This window comes from Flavobacterium sp. 1, assembly GCF_002797935.1.
Lineage (GTDB): Bacteria > Bacteroidota > Bacteroidia > Flavobacteriales > Flavobacteriaceae > Flavobacterium.
In genome coordinates this window covers 3,043,154-3,064,858 of the sequence record NZ_PGER01000001.1, presented here as the reverse complement: position 1 = coordinate 3,064,858, position 21,705 = coordinate 3,043,154, and the positions used below count along the sequence as shown (strand labels likewise).

14 protein-coding genes and 1 pseudogene are annotated in these 21,705 nt (G+C 33.6%); 6 read left to right on the top strand and 9 right to left on the bottom strand.

What is annotated here, in order from left to right:
- Positions 1-43 precede the first annotated feature (43 nt).
- The 4 genes from CLU83_RS22495 to CLU83_RS12245 all read left to right on the top strand — a co-directional run bounded on the left by CLU83_RS22495 (position 44) and on the right by CLU83_RS12245 (position 8,275).
- Positions 44-322, top strand: a complete 279-nt coding sequence (locus tag CLU83_RS22495; RefSeq protein WP_232727084.1) for a hypothetical protein — start codon at positions 44-46, stop codon at positions 320-322.
- Entirely contained in the window at positions 304-5,127 is a 4,824-nt protein-coding gene (locus tag CLU83_RS12255) for a translocation/assembly module TamB (protein ID WP_232727083.1), read from the top strand. Before CLU83_RS22495 ends, CLU83_RS12255 begins: the two co-directional genes overlap by 19 nt.
- Positions 5,111-7,429, top strand: a complete 2,319-nt coding sequence (locus CLU83_RS12250) for a BamA/TamA family outer membrane protein (protein ID WP_100431873.1) — start codon at positions 5,111-5,113, stop codon at positions 7,427-7,429. Before CLU83_RS12255 ends, CLU83_RS12250 begins: the two co-directional genes overlap by 17 nt.
- Positions 7,430-7,654: 225 nt before the next feature.
- Positions 7,655-8,275 (top strand): DUF4230 domain-containing protein, encoded by a 621-nt coding sequence (locus CLU83_RS12245; protein WP_100433719.1) that lies wholly within the window; start codon positions 7,655-7,657, stop codon positions 8,273-8,275.
- Between the two features lie 624 nt (positions 8,276-8,899).
- Here the strand turns inward: CLU83_RS12245 and CLU83_RS12235 are convergent.
- Positions 8,900-10,663 (bottom strand): aromatic amino acid hydroxylase, encoded by a 1,764-nt coding sequence (locus CLU83_RS12235; protein ID WP_100431871.1) that lies wholly within the window; start codon positions 10,661-10,663, stop codon positions 8,900-8,902.
- A gap of 395 nt (positions 10,664-11,058) precedes the next feature.
- On the opposite strand from CLU83_RS12235, the gene CLU83_RS12230 reads away from it, so the two are divergent.
- Positions 11,059-12,150 carry a polysaccharide lyase family 1 protein gene (locus tag CLU83_RS12230; protein ID WP_157802088.1) on the top strand — a complete coding sequence of 364 codons (1,092 nt, stop codon included), beginning with the start codon at positions 11,059-11,061 and terminating at the stop codon, positions 12,148-12,150.
- Positions 12,151-12,283: 133 nt separating this feature from the next.
- Here CLU83_RS12230 and CLU83_RS12225 read toward each other — a convergent pair whose 3' ends face one another.
- The 8 genes and pseudogenes from CLU83_RS12225 to CLU83_RS22280 all read right to left on the bottom strand — a co-directional run bounded on the left by CLU83_RS12225 (position 12,284) and on the right by CLU83_RS22280 (position 21,184).
- A complete protein-coding gene (locus CLU83_RS12225; RefSeq protein ID WP_100431869.1) occupies positions 12,284-14,233 on the bottom strand; it encodes a DUF3732 domain-containing protein in 1,950 nt (649 codons plus the stop codon).
- Positions 14,230-14,709, bottom strand: coding sequence for a three component ABC system middle component (locus CLU83_RS12220; protein WP_157802087.1), 480 nt, complete (start codon positions 14,707-14,709; stop codon positions 14,230-14,232). Before CLU83_RS12220 ends, CLU83_RS12225 begins: the two co-directional genes overlap by 4 nt.
- Positions 14,706-15,821: a hypothetical protein gene (locus CLU83_RS12215; protein ID WP_100431867.1), complete on the bottom strand. Its 1,116-nt coding sequence runs from the start codon at positions 15,819-15,821 to the stop codon at positions 14,706-14,708. The genes CLU83_RS12220 and CLU83_RS12215 overlap by 4 nt, the downstream gene beginning before the upstream one ends.
- Positions 15,822-15,951: 130 nt before the next feature.
- On the bottom strand, positions 15,952-16,344 hold the full coding sequence (locus CLU83_RS12210) for a group III truncated hemoglobin (RefSeq protein WP_100431866.1): 393 nt from the start codon (positions 16,342-16,344) through the stop codon (positions 15,952-15,954).
- 71 nt (positions 16,345-16,415) lie between these two features.
- Positions 16,416-17,659, bottom strand: a pseudogene (gene ilvA, locus CLU83_RS12205) (threonine ammonia-lyase IlvA).
- A 264-nt stretch (positions 17,660-17,923) separates the two neighbouring features.
- Positions 17,924-18,466 carry a DUF4136 domain-containing protein gene (locus tag CLU83_RS12200; RefSeq protein WP_100431865.1) on the bottom strand — a complete coding sequence of 181 codons (543 nt, stop codon included), beginning with the start codon at positions 18,464-18,466 and terminating at the stop codon, positions 17,924-17,926.
- Positions 18,467-18,659: 193 nt separating this feature from the next.
- The gene (locus tag CLU83_RS12195; protein WP_100431864.1) at positions 18,660-20,678 is read right to left on the bottom strand and encodes a urocanate hydratase; all 2,019 of its coding nucleotides are present in this window, start codon (positions 20,676-20,678) and stop codon (positions 18,660-18,662) included.
- Between the two features lie 329 nt (positions 20,679-21,007).
- Complete coding sequence (locus CLU83_RS22280) at positions 21,008-21,184, bottom strand: DUF5522 domain-containing protein (protein WP_198512287.1); 177 nt, start codon at positions 21,182-21,184, stop codon at positions 21,008-21,010.
- Between the two features lie 92 nt (positions 21,185-21,276).
- Here CLU83_RS22280 and CLU83_RS12190 point away from each other — a divergent pair, with 92 nt between their 5' ends.
- Positions 21,277-21,618 carry a hypothetical protein gene (locus CLU83_RS12190; protein ID WP_100431863.1) on the top strand — a complete coding sequence of 114 codons (342 nt, stop codon included), beginning with the start codon at positions 21,277-21,279 and terminating at the stop codon, positions 21,616-21,618.
- Positions 21,619-21,705 lie beyond the last annotated feature (87 nt).

The following is a 21,705-nucleotide window of genomic DNA, read 5'->3' as shown; positions in this document are numbered from 1 at the left end:
ATTGTTACAGTGCAGTTTAATCTTAACGTGTTTTTATCGGCCTATGAATGCGAAACAAATTCATTTTCTAAAGAAAACACTACGTGTATTGCTTTGGTGTGTCGCTTCAACAGTAGCTCTTTTGCTTCTCCTTATAATTTTAATTCGGATTCCATTCATTCAAAATTTTGCTAAAGATGAAGCAGTTGATTTTCTGCATGGAAAGCTTAAAACTAAAGTTTCTCTGAACCGAATTTCGATTGAATTTCCTAAAGATGTAGTCTTGGAAGGTTTTTATTTTGAAGATCAAAAAAAAATACTTTATTGGCTGGAAAACGTTTAAAAGCTGATGTAGATTTATTCAGCTTAATGTTTAGCGAATTTGAAATCAATTCTGTTTCTCTAGAAAATGTAAGCGCCAATATTTCAAGGAATAAAGAGGGAGTTTTCAATTTCGATTATATTATCAAAGCCTTCGAATCTAAAGAACCAAAAGATCCGGATAGTGAACCTTTCAAAATATCAGTAGTAAAAGTAAGTCTTGATAATGTAAAATTTAATTTTAAAGATGATTTTTCTGGAAATGATATTCGGGTAAAACTCACACATTTTGACACTAAATTCAAGAAATTTGATTTAGATAAAATGGATTTCAACATTCCAAACATTAACTTAAACGGGTTGAAATTGGTTTTGAATCAGGATGTCGCAGAGAAAATTGCCGAAGTTTCTGTGAAAACCACTGATACCATTTCGAAACGAAAAGATTTCAAATTAAAATTGAAAAAAATCAGTTTATCAAATATTAATGTTTCTTATGACAATAAAGATTCAAAACTGGATTCGGGGATACGTTTGGGTAATCTGGAATTAGCCGTTAACGAGATTGATTTGAATAAACAGCTTTTGGATTTTGATTCTTTCGAATTAAAAAATTTAAAAGGAAATCTGAGATTAGGTTCCAAAGACAAACAAATTAAAACTCCCGATTTAGATTCAACTGCAATCAAGCAAACGGGATGGAAAGTAAAACTGAACGATGTCAATCTGCAAAATATAGCTTTCCAATTTGATGATATGCAATCCAAACTAAATCCAAAAGGTATTGATTACAGTCATCTCGATTTGGATAAATTCGATTTTAAAGCAGAAAAATTATATTACGGAAATGACACTATTTCAGGAAATATAAAAGCACTTGCCGTAATCGAAAAAAGCGGTTTGCAGATTCAGTCCTTAAAAACAGATTTCTTTTATGGACCTAAAAATGCATATTTAAATAATTTGTATTTGAGAACACCGCAAACGCTTCTTCAGAATAAAATTAAAGTTGGCTATCCTTCGTTAGCAGCTTTGAAAAAGAACACCGAAAACCTTACGATTGATGCCAATTTAAATCAGTCTAAAATTGGATTTAAAGACATTCTTCTTTTTGTACCTGATTTACAAAAGATAAATCCTTTTAAAAGCAACCCAAACGCAGCTGTGTATTTGAATACCCGTTTGAGCGGAAAAATAAAAGATTTGAATATTCCGCTGTTCGAAATGAGCGGAATTGGAAACACAAAAGTTTCAATGTCAGGAAAAATCACTGGGCTCCCAAATGCTCAAAAGGCGTATTATGATTTGAATATCAAAAAATTGTCGAGCACTTCCAAAGATGTGTATTCTTTTGTGCCAACAGGAACAATTCCGATGAACATTCAATTGCCTTCTCAGTTTAATCTGCAGGGAAAATTTATAGGATCCGTTCAAAATTTTAAAACGAATCTGGCCTTAAACAGCAGTTTCGGAAAAGCCAAAGTCGATGCTTTATTCGATCAGCGAATTAAGGAAAATGAGAAATATGATGCAATGGTTTATTTGCAGGATTTTGATTTAGGGCGATTAATCAAAAACGATTCCATCGGAAAAATTACGCTTAAAGCGAAAGTAAAAGGTAAAGGTTTAGATCCAAAAACTGCTCAGGCAGAATTGGACGGAATTGTTCAAAAAGCGGTATTTAATAGATATGCATACCGAGATTTGACTGTAAAAGGAAATATTGAAAACGGATCTTTTGCAGTAAAATCTGGAATGAAAGACCCAAATCTAAACTTTGATTTAACAGCAAATGGAAATACAAAAGACAAATACCCATCAATACAATTAAAATTAAATCTTGATATTGCGGATTTGGAAAAGTTGAATCTTCACGCTGGTCCAATGAAACTGCGGGGAAATGTAGATGCGGATATTGCGAACAGTAATCCCGATTTTTTGAATGGAAAAGTGTTTCTTTCGAACATTCAGGTTTTGCAGGAAGAATTAATTGTTTTGGATTCTGTTCGTGTAATTGCTTTTTCGGATAATACCAGAAACAACATCAAAATATCATTTCAGTTTTTGAAAGCGGAAGTTGATGGGAAATATAAACTAAGCACATTAACAGATGCAGTAAAAAAATCATTATCGAAATATATTGATTTAAAAACCCCAAAAGTAAATAGAGAATCCGATGAACAGCGATTGGCTTTTACAATTGCGGTGGATAATGATCCGATACTTTTTAAGATACTGCCTAAATTAACTGGACTAGAACCAATTAATATTACTGGAAAATACAATAATGCAACTGATTCTTTAGAAATAAAAGGAACGATTCCGAGAATTGTTTATGCCAATAATACAATCGCTGACGGAAAAATTAATATCGAAGCGAAAGAAAATGCTTTGGAATACCAAATTTCGGTAGCAACAATTGAAAGCGGAGAATTAAAAATTCCGTTTACCAGTTTGTCAGGCAAAGTCGAAAATAATATTCTTTCATATGCATTGCAGGTAAGAGATACTAAGGATAAAGAGCAATATGCTATTGCTGGAGAGTTTCTTCGTCAGGATGCTAAAAATATTCTGAAAATTAATTCTGAAAATTTTGTGCTTAATTATGATAAATGGAATATTAATCCTGAAAATGCAATTGAGTTTGGTGATAAAAGGCTTTATATTAATAAGTTTTTCTTAGATAATTCAGGTAACGAACTTAAAATACAATCTCAAGGAATTCAGGATAATGCACCGATTCAAGTGGATTTTTTGAATTTCAAAATAGAAACCATTCTGAATATTGTCAAGAAAGACAAACTGCTGATGCAGGGTTTAATCAACGGAAATGCGGTTGTTGAAAACGTAATGACATCGCCTGTTTTTACTTCGGATATAAAAATAGATGACTTTGCTTTTAGGGGAGAACCTGTTGGAGATATTGCCATAGAAGTCGATAACAAAACCGCTGATATGCTTGTAGCAAATGTGGTTTTGAGCGGCGAAGGGAACGATGTAAATATCAATGGCAATTACAAAATTAGTGATGGCAATTTAGATTTTAATGTAGCTGTCAATAGGTTGGATATTAAAAGTATTCAAGGATTCTCAATGGGGAATGTTACGGACGGAACAGGGTTTTTATCAGGTAATTTCAAAGTTGCAGGAAATGTGGCAACACCGAAAGTTGCAGGTGAATTAAACTTTAATGACAGTGGTTTTAGGATCACAAAACTCAATTCTTATTTTAAGACAGATAATGAAAAAATCACTTTTAGCAACGATATAATTACGTTTGACAAGTTTACGCTTTATGATGAAAACGATAATGAATTGGCTTTGAACGGCACAATGCAGTCTTCGGATTTTAGAAATTATAATTTTGATTTGACAGTAATTGCAGATGATTTCAGAGCAATACATTCTAAAGCTTCTGATAATGATTTGTTTTATGGCGATTTATTTTTAGACACAAAACTAAAAATAAAAGGAACACTCGAAAATCCTATTGTCGGCGGTGATGTTAAAATAAATAAGGAAACTAAATTCACGGTGGTTTTACCACAGTCTGATCCTTCGATTGCCGACAGAGAAGGAATTGTAGAGTTTGTAAATGAAGATAATCTGTATCTGAAACAAACGGTTCAAATGGAGAAAAAACTCAACCAGTCTAACTTAATCGGCATGAATGTCAGCGTTGATATTTCTTTGGTTAAAGAAGCAGAACTTACATTGATTATCGATAAAGGAAACGGAGATTATCTTAACCTGAAAGGCGAAGCCGAACTCACAGGAGGAATCGATCCTTCGGGAAAAACAACTCTTACGGGTAAATATGAAGTTTCAGACGGAGCCTACGAGATGAATTTTAATGCAATCCGAAGAAAATTTAATATTCAGAAAGGGAGCTATATTGTATGGAACGGAGAGCCAACAATGGCAACTTTGAATATTACGGCAATTTATAAAGTGAATGCGGCTCCGATCGATTTGCTTGGAAATCAATTGGGTGCAGTAAGTCCTACGGTCAAAAACACCTACAAACAAAAAATTCCGTTTCAGACTTTATTGAAAATGAATGGTGAATTGCTAAAACCTGAAATCACATTTGATATTAAACTTCCTGATGGAAATTATGGCGTTTCATCAGATATTGTATCCGCTTCTCAGGCAAAACTGGAACAGCTTCGACAAGAGCCAGCAGAATTAAACAAACAGGTTTTTGCTCTTTTGCTTTTAAATCGTTTTGTTGGCGAAAATCCATTTGCAAGTGAAAGCGGCGGTACAAGTGCTGAATCATTAGCCAGACAAAGTGTGAGTAAAATACTTTCTCAACAATTGAATGATCTTGCTGGAGAATTAATTACAGGATTTCAAGTTGATTTTGATTTAGAGTCAACAAAAGACTACACTAGGGGAACAATGGAAAATAGAACCGATCTGAATGTTGCTGTTTCCAAAAAACTGCTTGATGACCGATTAAAAGTTACGGTAGGAAGCAGTTTTGGCGTTGAAGGCAAAGAGCGTGCCAATGAAGAAACTACAAATATTGCCGGCGACGTCTCATTAGATTATCAGCTTACAAAAGGCGGAAGATATATGGTTCGTGCCTATCGTAAAAATGAATATCAGGTTGCAGTTGAAGGTCAGGTTATAGAGACTGGAGTGGCTTTTGTTATCACCATGAGCTATAATAAATTCAAGGAGCTTTTTCATCGAAGCGAAGCCGAAAAACAAATAATTAAAGAAGAAAAGATTCGTAAAGAGAAGAGAAAACAGAAAGAAAAAGAAGAAAAGGAAAAGAAAGAAAAAGATCAAATAGAAGGAAATGAGCAAAAAACATAGCGATATGGAAATCAGATATATAAGATATTTTGTAGTGCTGTCTTTATTTTTTGTTTATGGATGCAGTAATACTAAATATCTGCCGGAAGGCGATTTGCTGTACACGGGAAGTTCTGTAACGGTGAAGGATTCTACTATGAAAAAGAAAGAAAGAAAAGCACTGGAAAATGAGATGGAAGGCCTGTTGCGTCCTAAACCGAATAAAGCAATACTAGGTTTGCGTCCCAAATTGTGGTTTTACAATTTAGCAGGAAAACCAACAAAAGATAAAGGAATTAGGTATTGGCTACGAAATAAAGTGGGTGAGGAACCAGTGCTTTTCAGTAAAGTCGATTTGGATTATAACGCAGCGGTTTTAAGAAATTTTGCAGAAAATCGCGGTTATTTTAAAAACAGAGTCAGTGCTGATTCTACTGTCAATAATAAAAGAGCAACTGCAGAATATATTGTTCAGTTGAGAAAGCAATACAAAATAAAAGAGGTGAAATTCCCTGAAGATTCTTCCGCTTTAGGAAAAGCAATTGCCAGAACGATCCGAAGATCATTATTAAAAGAAGGAAATCCATACGATCTGGATATTATAAAAGCCGAACGGGCACGCATTGATGCCAGATTAAAAGAAAAAGGATTTTATTATTTTAACCCAGATTACATTTTGGCGCAGGTAGACAGCACAAAGGGGGATTATGAGGTTCGTATTAATTTAAAAATAAAAGACGATACACCCGAAAAAGCCAAAACTGCCTATAAAATTGATAAAATTATGGTGTATCCTAATTTTGCAGTTTCAAAAGACACTGTCAAATATAAAAAAGAGGATATTGTTCAGTACAATGATTTTACCATTATTGACACTGCTGACACTTTTAATCCAAGGGTTTTTGACAGGGCAATACTTTTTAAAAAAGGAGATTTTTATAATCGAAAAGATCATAATCTTACTCTGAACCGTTTTGTGAATTTGGGGACATTTAGTTTTGTGAAGAATGAATTCAAGACTTCGGATAGTTTAAAAAACACTTTGGATTCCTATTATTATCTGACGCTTTTACCTAAAAAATTTATTCGTGTTGAGGTTGTGGGAAAAACAAATTCGGCGAGCTATACTGGTTCAGAAATCAATGTAAACTGGAATAACAGAAATGTATTCAAAGGAGCTGAATTGCTTACTGTTTCTGTATTTGGCGGTGCCGATTTTCAGCTTTCAGGGGAAAATAATGGTAAAAATATCTATAAGCTAGGAGCTGAAACCAGTTTGACATGGCCTAGATTTATTACGCCATTTCACATTCATGAAAATAGTGAATTTGTTCCCAGAACCAAAGCGACACTTCGATATGAATTTCAAAACAGGACACAATTGTATTCTTTGAACTCATTTAATGCTTCTTTTGGCTATTTATGGAAAGAAAGTATCAGAAAAGAACATCAGTTAAACGTTATGGATATTACTTATGTAAGCCCGAACAATGTAACAGCGGAGTATCAGGAAGACATTGATGAAGATTCTGCTTTAGGAAAAGTTATCGAAAAGCAATTGATTTTTGGATCAACCTATTCGTACACTTATACGAATACAATGCAAAAGCGGAAAAAAAATACATTCTATTTTAATGGAGAATTAGATTTGGCAGGAAACATAACAGGTTTAATAACAGGAGCCAATATCAAGAAAAAGGATACTATAAAAATATTTAATGTGCCGCTTAGTCAATATGCAAAAGTAAAGACTGATTTTCGCCATTATTTAAAACTTGGAAAAGAAACTGAATTAGCGAGCCGGATTATTGTTGGTATTGGATTGCCATATGGAAATTCAAATGTTATGCCAACATCAAAACAATTTGTATCGGGAGGGACTAATAGTATTCGTGCCTTTAGAGCAAGAACACTCGGCCCAGGAAGTTATTTGAATACAGAAACTGCTAATTCTTCTTATTTGCCAGACCAATCTGGTGATTTAAAATTAGAGTTTAGTACAGAGTATAGGGCAAAACTGTTTAGTATTGTCAAAGGAGCTTTGTTTGTAGATGCTGGAAATATTTGGCTTTTGAATGCTGATCCTAATAAGCAGGGAGCCAAAATTTCTAAAGATTTTATGAAAGAAATCGCAGTGGGTGCTGGAGCTGGTCTGCGTTTTGATTTGTCTTTCCTTATCTTAAGGACAGATTTGGCATTTCCGTTAAGGAAACCTTGGTTGTCTGAGAATGACCGATGGGTAATCGATGATATTGATTTTGGAAACAGCGCTTGGAGAAAAGAAAATCTGATTCTTAATATTGCTATTGGATATCCTTTTTAAAATAATAATTTACCTTAACATGAGTCCGATTATTAATTTTTTGGAGCAGAAACATTTGGCTTTTTTGTGAATATCGTCCCGCTTTCCGTTACAATCTTATAAGCCGAACCCCGGCTTATAAGGATTTCCATTTCAATCGGGGCTAAGAGGCAATATTTAGCTTTTTTGCTTTCATTTTAAAAAAAAGAATTAATTTGGCTAAAATAATAGAATGAAATGCAAAATATGTTCAAAAGAATAATAGTCGCAGCTGTAATCGTAGTCATAATAATTTTGGCTTTCAAATTCTGCGAATTCAAGAAAGGGGATGATTCATCATTAGACTACAATACTAATTTAATACAGCAGCAAATTGTGAATGTTGGCAAATTGGTAGTTACCGAAGGGCATTTTTCCGAAGTCGTTACTTATAAAAACCAGCAGAAATACATGATGGACATGCTTTCATTCGAGAAAAAAGCATTGATAATTGTCAACGCCGATGTTACCGTATCCTATGATCTGCATCAAATGAAATACGATATTGACGAAGCCAATAAAACCATCACAATAGTAAGCATCCCGAAAGAGGAAATTAAAATAAGCCCGGACATCAAGTTTTATGACGTAGAACAAAGCCAGATGAATCCGTTTACTGGCGATGATTACAATAAAATCAACAAATCGGTAAAAGCCAATTTAGCCAAGAAAATCGAAAAATCATCCTTGAAATCCAATGCCCAAAACCGATTGATAAGCGAACTCTCTAAGATTTTAATTCTGACAAATACAATGGGCTGGAAACTGCAATATAACGGTAAAGAAATCTCAAACGAAAAAGAACTGCAACAGGATTTGAAGCTGTAAAAGGGGTTAACACAGATTACACAGATTTTCACAGATTCATTGATTGTGTAAATTTTATAGTTGACAGTAATAATCAGAAGAATCGAATGAGGACAACGTTTATAACATCAATCGTATTTAGTTTCTTCTCGCTTTCCGTGATTAGTATGAATAAATTGAAATCAAAAGAAGATACAATCCAAAACAAAAGAAAATGTTCTGCCCAAAACGTAATATTAAAAACCGAAAGAATTGAGAGTAACCGAAAATTTATTTTTGGAAATTGCCTCATAAAAAGATAATTACTGTTGATCGAATAATTGATGTTAATGGTAAAGTAATTTTAAAGAAATCTTCAATTCAAATTTGTTCAAATGATGCTTGTGACGATAGAAAATTTCGTAAAATAAAAATTATAGATAACGAAATATGGATTTTTCAATATAACAGAAACCCCGAAAAAGCAATAATAAAACGTTATGATTTTTGTAGAAAATATCTTGGAGAAAAGATTTGGGACGAAAAATCCTTTGACGAATATTAACATACTAAAGGAATTACTACTGCTAAAGATAGAATACACAGATTCTACAATTTTTCACTCAAAACAATTTGTGGAATCTGTGTTTATAACATTCTGTTTTTTTAATGAGCCGTTTCTTGATTCTCAAAAATCAACTCCAAACCATTCGAAATTAATTTTTCGATTTCGGGACGCTGTTTTTTTAGATTTTCTAAATGCAAAAGAATCTGCTGTATCAAATTCGTTTCATTTCTAGCATTCAAAAGTTCAACCAATTCTATCGAAAGCAACCAGTCATTCGGATGATTATTTTGCAGTTTTTCAAAAATCGGTTTCAATGAAGCCTTCTTGTCATTCGATTCCCGAATGCTTCTTACTGTTTGATACAAAACTTCGAGATCATCTCTTTCAGCAGTTTGTTTGGACTTAATGGTTTTGCTCGAAGGAACGTGCGAAATCAAATCAAAGCTATTCACATCGGCAGGACCAGAAAAAGCTGAAACCAGTTTTTTGCCCACAGCCATATCATAATTTCCCCATTCTGGTTTAAATAGAACTGTGTCACCGTGTGTAACTGTACAGTTTTTAAAACAAATCAAAATGATTTCTCCGTGTAGATTTCTCTTTCCGGTAACAATCTCTCCAACGACTTTGATGTCGCCTTCAAATTCCAAAGCAGCGGTTTGGCCTTCATAAACACCATACGCTTTTAAGTCTCTCGGACTCATATCTTCAATCGCCAAATTGATGCCTTTTAATTTTCCTATTGGGCTTCCAAAACCTTCCGGATGCGTATTCGTTCCGTGACCTACCAATTCTTTTTCACGATATGATAAAGCAGTTTTACCTGTGGTTTGAAAGTAGATTGGTTTTCCGTCATGTTCAATAACATTCGTAAATACGCCCGAAATCTGTAAACCAGTACTCAATTCAACAGTTCCCAATGCTTTTGAATGAATTAGTTTTTCAACACCCGACAATCCACCTGTACGCAAAGCCATAGTATTGGCAAATTCTTCCAGAATCAAACTCAAGTAAGCAAAATCAGGAGTAACATACAGTTGCGGTTGTAATTTGGTAATATTAAAATTTTGGTGAACAGCCGAAAAATCATAAGGGATTTTCTTCACGTTGTCCGTCATGCACCAAGCGCTTTCGCCAATGGATGACAATAAACCTGCACCGTATATTTTTGGTTTTTCCAATGTGCCTATCAAGCCGTATTCCACTGTCCACCAATGCAGGTTTCGAATTTGCGCCATTTCCGATAATTCTCCCATATTATTCTGCAGGTCTTCCACTGCTTTTTCGGCTTTTTCGATTTCAGCTTGCGATGTGCCTTCTGCTTCTTTCAAAATAGACAGTAACCGAATCGCTTCGTACATTTCATAATCTTTATGAGATGAAATCGCTTTACAGCCTATTTCGCCAAAACGGCGCAGGTATTCAGCATATTCAGGATTCGCAATAATAGGAGCGTGACCGGCGCCTTCATGAATAATATCTGGTGCGGGAGTATATTCAATATGTTCGAGCTGACGAATGTCGGATGCAATGACTAAAACATTATACGCCTGAAATTCCATAAAAGCATTCGGCGGAATAAAACCATCAACAGCAACGGCAGCCCAGCCAATTTCGCTGAGTATTCGGTTCATGCCATACATGCTCGGAATATTGTCGACCTCAATCCCCGTTTTTTTTAAACCTTCCAGATAGGAACTATGCGCCACCTTCGAAAGGTAATTTACGTTTTTACGCATCACATAACGCCAAACCGCTTGATTTATAGGGGTGTAATCACTATAATCTTGAGACTTGATAAACTGTTTTAAATGTTTGGGCAATCGGTCTAATAAGGGATTGCTTTTTATTTTTGTGTTCATAACGAAAACGATATAGTTTGTTGCAAAATTACAATTTTTAGGAGCTATTTCCAGCTATTCGTTTCAATCTTTTTGTAAAAAATAGATTTTTCACAAAAAGGATTTTCACTGCACACGAGCGAAGCAATCTGGGCTAGGGCTAATGGTATAACCTCGTATTTATAGTAACAATTTGCGAGACATTCAGTCTTTAACGAAGAAGTGTCTAATAGGATAAATAAAAAATACGTTTTCACAGCATTAGTTTGTACCATCAATTTAGCACAAAGTGATAAAATGATAGCATTAATGTTAAAATGATTTTTTGTTTCAATAAAATTTCTATTTTTGATTCATTGTAATCGATTACACAAAATTAATAATTGATTAAAAACATGTATAAATTTCTCCAAATTATGAATAAAAAAATGCCAAATGCATTCCTTTCTATAGTCTTTTTATTTGCCGTAACAGTATGTTCTTATTCGCAAACACATGATTTTTCACTAGTGGGTTACGCAACCGAAAACGGCGGGACTACTGGAGGAACTGGAGGTACCGAAGTAACCGTAACCACTTTTTCCGATCTTAAAAAGTATGCCGAAACGAAAGATACTAAGTATATAATCAAGGTCTCTGGTGTCATAATAGGTTTAGGAAGCATAGTAAATAAAGACTATGTTGGTTCGATAAAAGTGGCTTCCAATAAGACTATTATTGGAATTGGTGATAAAGCTTTTTTGGATGGTGTAGGTTTTACTATTAAGGATGCCAAGAATATTATTATTCAAAATATCAAGTTTTCGCTGGTTTCCATTGGAAAAGCAATTCCTGCCGGCTCAGAAGACATCCCAAAAATATACAGCAAATTGGGAGACGAAGGAAGACCTCAGATATTAGTAAATTCAGGAGATTTAATTTCAATTTATGGCGTTAGCACCAATATATGGATTGACCATTGCGAGTTTTTCGAAGAAGATCCATACGTGCAAAAAAATCAGGATTTATACGATGGTTTAGTAGATGTAAAAGACAACAGCGGTTACATTACCATTTCTTGGTGTTATTTTCACGATCATCATAAGTGCAGTCTAATCGGCAGTTCTGACAAGGACTTGTTTTCGGATAGAAAGATAACTTTCCACCACAATTACTACAAAACCATTCAGGAACGCGTGCCGTTGTATAGAGGAGGAACAGCACATATTTTTAATAATTATGCTTACGATATTTACGGTGGCATTGTCAATTCACGTGTAAATGCTTGCGTGCGTGTTGAGAAAAATTATTTTGAAAAGTGCAAAAACACTGTGTATTCTAAAAACAGCAAGATTTCTGGAAGCGCAGAACGCATTGATAATAAAGAAGTGGATTGTATCAATCGTGAAGAATATCCTGCTACTTGTACTGTGGCTATTCCATACGACTATTCTAAATCGATAAATAATAAAACGGATGATGTGAAAAGTATCGTTACAGCTTATGCTGGCGTTGGGAAATTGAAATAAATGCAATTTCGCAATGTTCTAAGTTATGATTGGATTTTTTTAGAGTACTATTTATTGATTACCAGTGATAGATAAATTACTTATGGTTGTATAAAAAAAGTAATCTATTTAAATCTGGCCATAGGAATTGGTATTATATTAATCCTTGGGCTTTTGACTTATTCCAATCTTTAATTATAAACTTTTCAAAACTTTCATCATTTGCATGTTCTAAAACAATAATTTGAGGTTTTATTCCTGTTTTAGTATTTATTAATTCTATTTCTTCATTTAAAACTTTAAAAATATTTTTTACTTGGTCGATATTATCATCAAATTTCTCTAAATCTTCTTCGTCGGTTATTTCTTCTTTTTTGGATGATCTAGGGAAGTAAACTTGGCTTGGTTGATCAAGAATTAGAAATGCAGGAATTACAGATTTTTCATTTTTAATATTGAGATGTAAAAAAGATAAAAATATTGACAAGTGAGATGCTAACCAATTAGCCCCACTTCCCATTTCGTCAAGTCTAATTTTACCATCCTTATTCTTGTGAAAGAAACTGAAATCTTCAATATTAAAATTTAGATCAATTGGTTTTAATTCTTCCTCAAAATCTAATTTTTCACAAATTCTATTCATATTTTCTTTTAGAAAACTTTCTGAATCTTGTTTGAATTTTTCTGGATTGTATTTTAACAAATTCGCCTTAATGACTTTTAAATCAGCTTCTAATTGTAATAAATCTTTTGAGTTACCCTTTTGATTATTTGCTTCTAAAAATGCTTTTATTAAACTTTCAATTTTTCCTTTTTGATAAATAATTTGCTCTCTTTTATTTTTAGCTTCATTAAATGCCTTGTCTTCTATACTTAGAATATTAATGTTCTTTGTTAAAACAATTATTTCTTTTTCAATTTTCTTTTGATTAGATTTTAATTCTGATATTAAAGGGGTATTATCATTTGAAAAAGTCCCTAATTTAACCAACTCATTTATTAATTTCTCTTTTGAATTTTCTAAAATCGATATGTTTTCATTTATGGAAATATTTTTACTGTCACAAATTGGACAACTTAAATTATTTGAATCTTGACTATACTTTTGATGAGAATGTATTTTTACTAATTCTTTAGCATAATCATACCCATCGTCACTTGTTTGATATAAGTCTGTCAATGCTTTTTCAATAATCTCTTTTTCAATGTATTTAAGGTTTCTCTCTTTTTCGTATCGATTTATTTCTAGGAATAATTTTGATTGATCATTTAATATCTCAGAAGGAATAGGTAAATTTATACCGATTTTTTTTAAATCGATTAAAGTTAAATTTTCATCTAACACATTGTTTATTAACGAATAATATACTTGAATTGAATTTCTTAAAAAGAAAGTTTCGTTTTCTTTAGATGATTTTAATTTCTCAACTATAATTTTTTCTGTTTTTATTTCTCTAATCTTTTCTTTTTCTTGTCTAATCAAATCGTAATAATTTTCATCAACAGCTCCTAAAAGTACAGGTAATGATTCTATTACTCTTTTACGTTTAATTATGTCATCAAATCTGTAAAATAGTGCATGTTTATTGGCTATTAAGTTTTGATGTTGAAATAAGAACGAAACAGTATCTCTGATAGATAGCTTTCCTTTGTTTTCTAATTTATTTACTTCGTTGTCACTATTTAAATTACTAATAGCTAAGCCAATATATTGCTCAAATTCTGTTTGGATGTCATTTTTTATTAAGCGTAAACTTAAATTGTCAAAATAAGATATTTTCATATTTTTTAAAGAATCGTCGTATTCGGATTCTATATTCAAATATGAATAATTCATATTGCCTGTTTTTTGTGCAGGTCTACCAACAGCTAAATAAAAATCATTTACTTTAAAAACAACTACAAATAATTCTCCAAAATCAGTGATTTTCCCTTTTGGAATACTTGAGCGTGATGAGAAAAGGCAATAATCTATGATTTCAATTATTGCGCTTTTACCAGTTTTTGAATCTCCTGTTATTATATTTAGGCCCTCCTCAAATTCTATATCCCTAGATTGTCCTTTATCATTAAAAATGACTAATTTCTTTATTGTGATATTCATAATTCAGTTATTTTTAATTTTAGGAATATTGATAAATAATTTTCTTTTGCCATAATACTACCCAAATTATAGGAAGCTTTATATATTTTCTTTAAGCTAATATCTTTTTCATGATGATAATCAATTGTGTTTTTTACTTTTATAAAATCACTTATAATGATATCGTTTGTATTGGCTAAAATAATCAAGGAATTATTGGTTAAACTTTTGAAATTTTTAATCTCATCGTTTATTTGAGTTGCGAATACTTTAAATTCATATGTTGATATTAACGATTTAAAATTTGATTTTACATTTAATGTTGATAATGAATTATTTACTAATACATCGTTATATATTATAGGTAAAACAATACCAATAAGTTCAGTTTTAATTCCATTTTTATTATTTGCATCTACACCTGTTAGAAAATGATGAAGAATTTTACTTGTATGAAACGGATTAAAAATCAATTGTTCTAATTCTTTTGATTTCATTTTGGTTTGTTTAATTTCCAAGAAGAAATAGTACTTTCTTCAATTATATGATGAGTTCTTCCTTTTGGGTAATAACTTTTTATTGTATCTGATTTAACACCTGATAAATCTTTTTTAAGAGAAATACTTGCTTGATGCTCATCATAGAACAATCTAGATTCTTTTTTATAATCATTAAATAAAGAAAACCCTAATTTGTCTTCAAAAGTAATTTTCAAATCACTGAATTTTTCTAAAATTTCATCATCGAAATCATCTAAACCTTGCGAAAGTGATTGTCTAGTTTTAAGAATCTGAATTCGATTTAAATTTGCTCTAAAATAATCATTCAAAGCATATGCAATTTTTGAATTGTAATCTATATTTTTTAGTTCAGTTGTAAATTTATATCCTTTGTCAATAATCGTTGTCTGATCAATTTTTATATTTGGAAAAATTAAATCATCAATAAGAAAATTTTTTAAATATACTTGAAAATCAATTTGGAATTCATTTTTGTCAATTTTCCAAATATAATCATTTGAGGTTATTAACTTTTCTGAAATATAACCTAATAGAAAACACGCGAAAGATTCAATATGATTTTTAGGTACTGAGGTTGTTATAATTGGATGGTCAATTAATATATCTTTATAGTATTCTCTTGCATTTTTTTGTTCGTCCTCAATTTTAAACCGTTTAAGGATAGCTTTTAATTCAATTGAAGAACAGAACTTAGCTTTATTACAATATGTCCTTATAGTTTCATTGGCGGTTACTGATAGAACTCTAGCCTCTTTATCTACATCTGTTAATGCATTCCACCCGTCAAAAATTGAACCAAGTCGTATTTTTGCAGTTGTATGTAAAATAAATGTACTGTAATTTTTAAAATCTTCTTGACTATCTATAATGTTTCCCAGAGTTTTCCAAAAGTCGATGTGTGAGTCATATAATTCTTTATTTTCATCAGTTGAATGTTTTGTTTCTGTTGATATATCTCCATCTGATACATCTCCAAAACATTCTAAGTGAATAATAGTATTGTTTTTTGCTTCCAGACATTTTATCAAAGCAACCATTTTTTGATATTCAAATCCTAATATTTTAGTACTTGCATCTGCTTTTGACATTATTATAAAGTTTTATAAATTGAGTTTTGCTAATTTATAATATTTAACAAGAATAATAATTGTAAGTTATTAACATAAAAAAAACCGCAATATTTCTATTACGGTTTCTGTCTTTAGATTATAAAAGAATTTACAAAAGCGGATGTTTCCCTTCATGTCTGAAATACTCAATTTTGTAATTGAACATTTCGGCCATGTTTTGGCCTCTTAGTTTGGCTTCTTCGGCAAGTGGTCCTTTAAATAAACTGTCCACTGTTTCGGTAAAAATTTCCATCCAGCGGTTAAAGTGTTTTTTCTCGACAGGAAGCTGTCTGTGAGGCGGAAAAGGACTTCCGGAATACGTGTGTTCTTCAAGCAAAATTGTTTGCCAAAAGCGGTACATTTTCTCTAAATGTTCTGGCCAGCGGTCACCTATTTTTTCGTTGAAAATGGCACCAATCAAATCGTCTTTCTGTACTGTTGCGTAAAAGGTATTGACTAATAATTTAATGTCTTCTATGTTTGATATGTTTTTGTCTGTCATGATATTTTATATGAAAATCTCCTTCAAAGATAGGCTATAATTAAAAAATCGATAGAAAAGGAATTGTTAATTTATCCTATCAGCTGGGTGAATAGGTCATGTCTTTCATTCAGATAACGGTATTCAAATCCTTTAGTATCCATATTGGTTTTGATGGCATGAATATCATTTGGATTCTTCAATTCTATACCAACAACAATCGATCCTACCTCGCGGCTATTCTTTTGGCAAACTGAAAATAGGTAATGTCATCATCAGGTCCCAAAATGTCGTTTACAAATTCCTTTAAAGCACCTGGACGCTGCGGAAACTGAATCATAAAATAATGCATCAGTCCTTCGTAGAGCAAGGAGCGTTCTTTTATTTCGGCGGTTCTTTCGATGTCGTTGTTGCTGCCACTAACAATGCAGACAACTGTCTTTCCTTTTATTTCTTCTTTATAAAAATCCAAAGCCGCTATCGTTAATGCTCCTGCAGGCTCTACTACCATGGCTTCTTCATTGTACAAACGCAGTATTGTGGTGCACACTTTTCCTTCGGGAACGAGTATAATGTCGCTTAAGTTTTTTTGGCAAATATCAAAAGTCAGATCGCCCACTTGTTTTACAGCCGCTCCATCTACAAACTTATCGATAGCGTCCAGCGGGGTGTTCTTGTGATTGGCAATTGAGGTTTTCATCGAAGGGGCACCTTGAGGTTCTACTCCTATGATTTTAGTATTTGGACTCAATTGTTTGAATACGGTCGAAAGCCCTGATGCCAGTCCGCCGCCACCAATGGGTACAAATACATAATCGATAGGTTCCTTGTAAGTATCCAAAATTTCCAATCCAACAGTTCCTTGGCCTGCTATAACTTCCAAATCATCAAAAGGGTGGATGAAAGCTTTGTTGTTTTCGGTAGCATCTGCTACGGATTTTGCGTAAGCGTCGTCAAATGTATCTCCTGTTAAAACAATTTCTACGTAGTTTTTTCCAAACAGCTGTACTTGTTTGACTTTTTGTTTTGGAGTAGTTTTGGGCATGTAAATTTTCCCTGTTATTTTTAGGAGATGACAAGAGAAAGCAACACCTTGCGCATGATTTCCAGCGCTGGCACAGACAATTCCATTTTCTTTTTCGGCATCCGTTAAAGAACTCATTTTATTATAAGCTCCTCTTATTTTGTAGGATCGAACGATTTGCAGGTCTTCACGTTTTAGCAGAACTGTTGCTTCAAATTCCTCCGATAAATTTAAGTTTTCAATCAGAGGAGTAGAAGGCACTACATTTTCTAATTGTTTTTGTGCTTGTAGTATTGCTGTAAATAATTCCATTTTATTTTGTGTTTTGCTTTCGAAATCAAATTCTAATGACTCGATAATTTGTTGTTTATTGGTTTTCTCTATTTTCTAAAATAAAAAAACCTCCCGATGTGGGAGGTTTCATAAATTGTATATTGATTACTTATTTATATAGCACCTCGCCATAATTATCGAATGATAATTATAATAATGACAATGATGATGTTAATTAAGTTTTTCATTTTTTGTTGCTTGGTCTGCAAATATATTCATTTTTAGAATGACTAAAAAAATAATCTATTTCTTTTTAGAAAGATCTGGAGGGTATTGTGCTAAAATTTTAGTCACTATATTAGTAACGATTTCGTCTTTTCTATCCATTTCTTTGCTAAGAGTTCCGATACCTTCACCTTGCCAAATGAGCTCTTTCTTTTTGGCATCGATAAGATCAATGTACAAAGTGCCTTCAGTAGTAGAGCTAACAGTTGTGTGCCCTCCATACATATAAGGATTCCAGCCATAGCCCCATCCATAACCCCAACCAGCATTGAATTGGTTTACACTGACTTCTTTGCGGGATTTAGTAAAAATATTAACTAATAAATCAGGGTTTTCACTTTTGGTAAATCCTTTGGCTTGCAATTGCTGATCAATAGCGTTCAGAATTCTTTTTTTATCCAAATCAGAAATCTCTACTTTATCAATGCCTGATTTCAAAAAGGCGAAAGTTTTATATTGTTTAAAATCGGCTGATTTATCATAATCAGAATATACTTGTACGGAGTCACAAGAGGCAACTATGAAAAGTAATAATAGGGGTAAGAATTTAATAGTTTTCATCTTTATATGATTAATGTTGAATTAAATTTAATACAAAAACCGTACCAATTAAGCCAAATAAGTGTTAATTTTCAAAATAGGACTTCTCAAGTTTTTTTAGCCACTAATTATATAGATTCGCATAGATTTTAAAAATATTAAAGAAGGAATCTTTGTAATCTGGGATAATCTTTTATTAGTTAAGAAGAATCAATTAATTCAATAATGTATCATCTACTAAATTTGGTAGTGTCACTTTCAATAAAGGTTCGACTTCCATCGCACGTTTTATGGCAAAAATTGCGCCTTCGTTTCTAGCCCAGCTTCTTCTGGAAATTCCGTTATTTACATCCCAAAAAAGCATTGATGCCAAGCGACGGGAAGCTTCTTTGGAACCGTCCAGTACCATTCCAAAACCACCGTTGATAACTTCTCCCCAGCCAACACCTCCGCCATTGTGTATGGAAACCCAGGTGGCACCACGGAAACTATCTCCAATCACGTTTTGGATAGCCATATCAGCCGTGAAACGAGATCCGTCATAAATATTGGAAGTTTCTCGGTAAGGGGAATCCGTGCCAGAAACATCGTGATGATCACGGCCCAAAACAACCGCTCCTATTTCATCTTTGGCAATCGCCTGATTGAAAGCTTCGGCAATTTTTACACGGCCTTCGGCATCGGCATAAAGGATTCGGGCTTGTGAACCCACAACCAATTTATTTTCTTGTGCACCTTTTATCCACTGAATATTATCCTGCATTTGCTGCTGAATTTCTATTGGAGCGGTTTTAGTCATTTCTTCCAAAACGTGACAGGCAATAGCATCGGTTTTGGCTAAATCTTCAGGCTTTCCGGAAGTACAAACCCAACGGAAAGGCCCAAAACCATAATCAAAACACATAGGACCCATAATGTCCTGCACATAACTCGGATATCTGAAATCAATCCCCACCCCAGCCCTCCCCGAAGGAGAGGGAGGAGCAATGTTTTCCTCTTTTAAAATATCGGCACCGGCACGAGAGGCTTCCAGTAAAAATGCATTTCCGTAATCAAAGAAATACGTTCCTTTGGCCGTATGTTTGTTGATGGCCGTTGTGTGACGACGCAAAGTTTCCTGTACTTTTTCCTTGAATAAATCAGGATTGTTGGCCATCATTTCATTGGCTTCCTCAAATGAAATTCCAACCGGATAATACCCGCCAGCCCACGGATTGTGAAGCGAAGTTTGGTCGGAACCCAAATCGATATAAAGGTTTTCTTCATCAAATCGTTCCCAAACATCAACCACGTTTCCGAGGTATGCTATAGAAATGATTTCGTTATTGGCTTTCGCCAAAGCAACTCTTTTAACCAAATTATCAATGTTTTCAACTACTTCATTTATCCAGCCTTGACTGTGACGAATGTGAGTAATTTTAGCATTTACCTCGGCACAAACCGTGATACAGCCCGCAATATTTCCCGCTTTAGGTTGTGCTCCACTCATTCCTCCCAATCCAGAAGTCACAAATAAACCTCCCCTTGGACTGCGTTTTATTTTTCTGAAACCGTTTAAAACCGTGATTGTCGTTCCATGCACAATTCCCTGCGGGCCTATGTACATATAGCTTCCTGCGGTCATTTGCCCGTATTGGGAAACTCCCAAAGCATTCATTCGCTCCCAGTCGTCTGGTTGAGAGTAGTTTGGGATTACCATTCCGTTGGTAACCACAACTCTCGGTGCCTCTTTGTGAGAAGGAAATAACCCCATCGGATGTCCTGAATACATCGTCAATGTTTGCTCATCGGTCATTTCCGATAAGTATTTCATCGTCAACAAATATTGCGCCCAGTTCGAGAAAACCGCACCGTTCCCGCCATATGTAATCAATTCGTGCGGATGCTGCGCCACCGCATAATCCAGATTGTTCTGAATCATCAGCATAATGGCTTTGGCCTGCTCGCATTTTCCAGGATATTCCGAGATTGGGCGGGCATACATTTTATAATCGGGACGCAAACGGTACATGTAAATACGACCGTAAGTCTCTAGTTCGTTGCGAAATTCAGGGATTAATTCAGCGTGGTGCTTCGGGTCAAAATAGCGTAAAGCATTTCGTAGCGACAGTTTTTTCTCTTCGTCAGACAAGATTTCTTTCCGTTTCGGCGCGTGGTTAATGTTGGTTTCATACGGTTTTGGCTGTGGTAATATAGAAGGAATTCCTTGTTGTATTTGTTCTTGAAAAGTCATTTTTCTTGTTTTTAAAATCTAAAATTAATTGTTCTAATGAGCAACAGTTGGGCGAGACCCCATTAAGATAAGTGGCCTACACGTCGTTGCGGTTAGTCGGCCACTTTCCTTAATGCGGTCGGGCTATCCACGCTACTTCGGTAGCTAGTTTCTATCCCTCTCGCATCCCGTAAATCAAAATGGTTTTCTTAATTTAAAGAAATTACCCACTAGGGATACCGTATATCCGACCTATGGTAGGACTTGTGGATTTTAATTTTATATTTTAAAGAAAGTATGTCCATAGATAATATTGTACAAAATTATGCCTTCTGCAGTCTGAATACTGATTACTTTTTCAAAAGTCCTGTTTTCTTATCAAAACCATAAGGACAATGGCGGCAACCGCTTTTGCAGCAATGACCTCTTTTCAAATGGTATTTTTCGGTAAAGCATTTGTATCCTTCGGGAGTATAATAAAAATCTTCGCCCTCTATTAATTTATTTTCATTACTTTGTTCTGCCATTCTGTTTTATGCTTGAAATTCGCAACTAGGCGATTGTGTTTTTCTTTATTTTGGACTAAATTGCTTCTACAAATCTATAAATTTTATAATCAATGTTTGTTATTGTTGCCAAATATTTAATTCCGAAAGGATATCGAGGATTGACTGTTTTTCCTTTCGTGTTTATAAAATACCGATTTGATTCTGATAATAAAGTACTGATAAACCATGAAAAAATACACATCAGGCAACAAATGGAATTGCTCGTTTTGCCTTTTTTTCTTTGGTATTTTGTCGAATATGCGGTACGTTTGCTGCAGTACAAAAACGCCAATTTGGCCTATAGAAATATCAGTTTTGAAAGAGAAGCTTATGCTAATGAACTCGATTTGGAATACCTTGAAACGAGAAGATTTTTTTGTTTTTTAAAGTATTTACGAGAAAACAGGAAATAAAAGGTTTCACCGCAAAGACGCAAGGTCGCTAAGTTTATTTTTATTTGCGCCTTTGCGCCTTAGCGGTAATAAAATAATAAATCTATA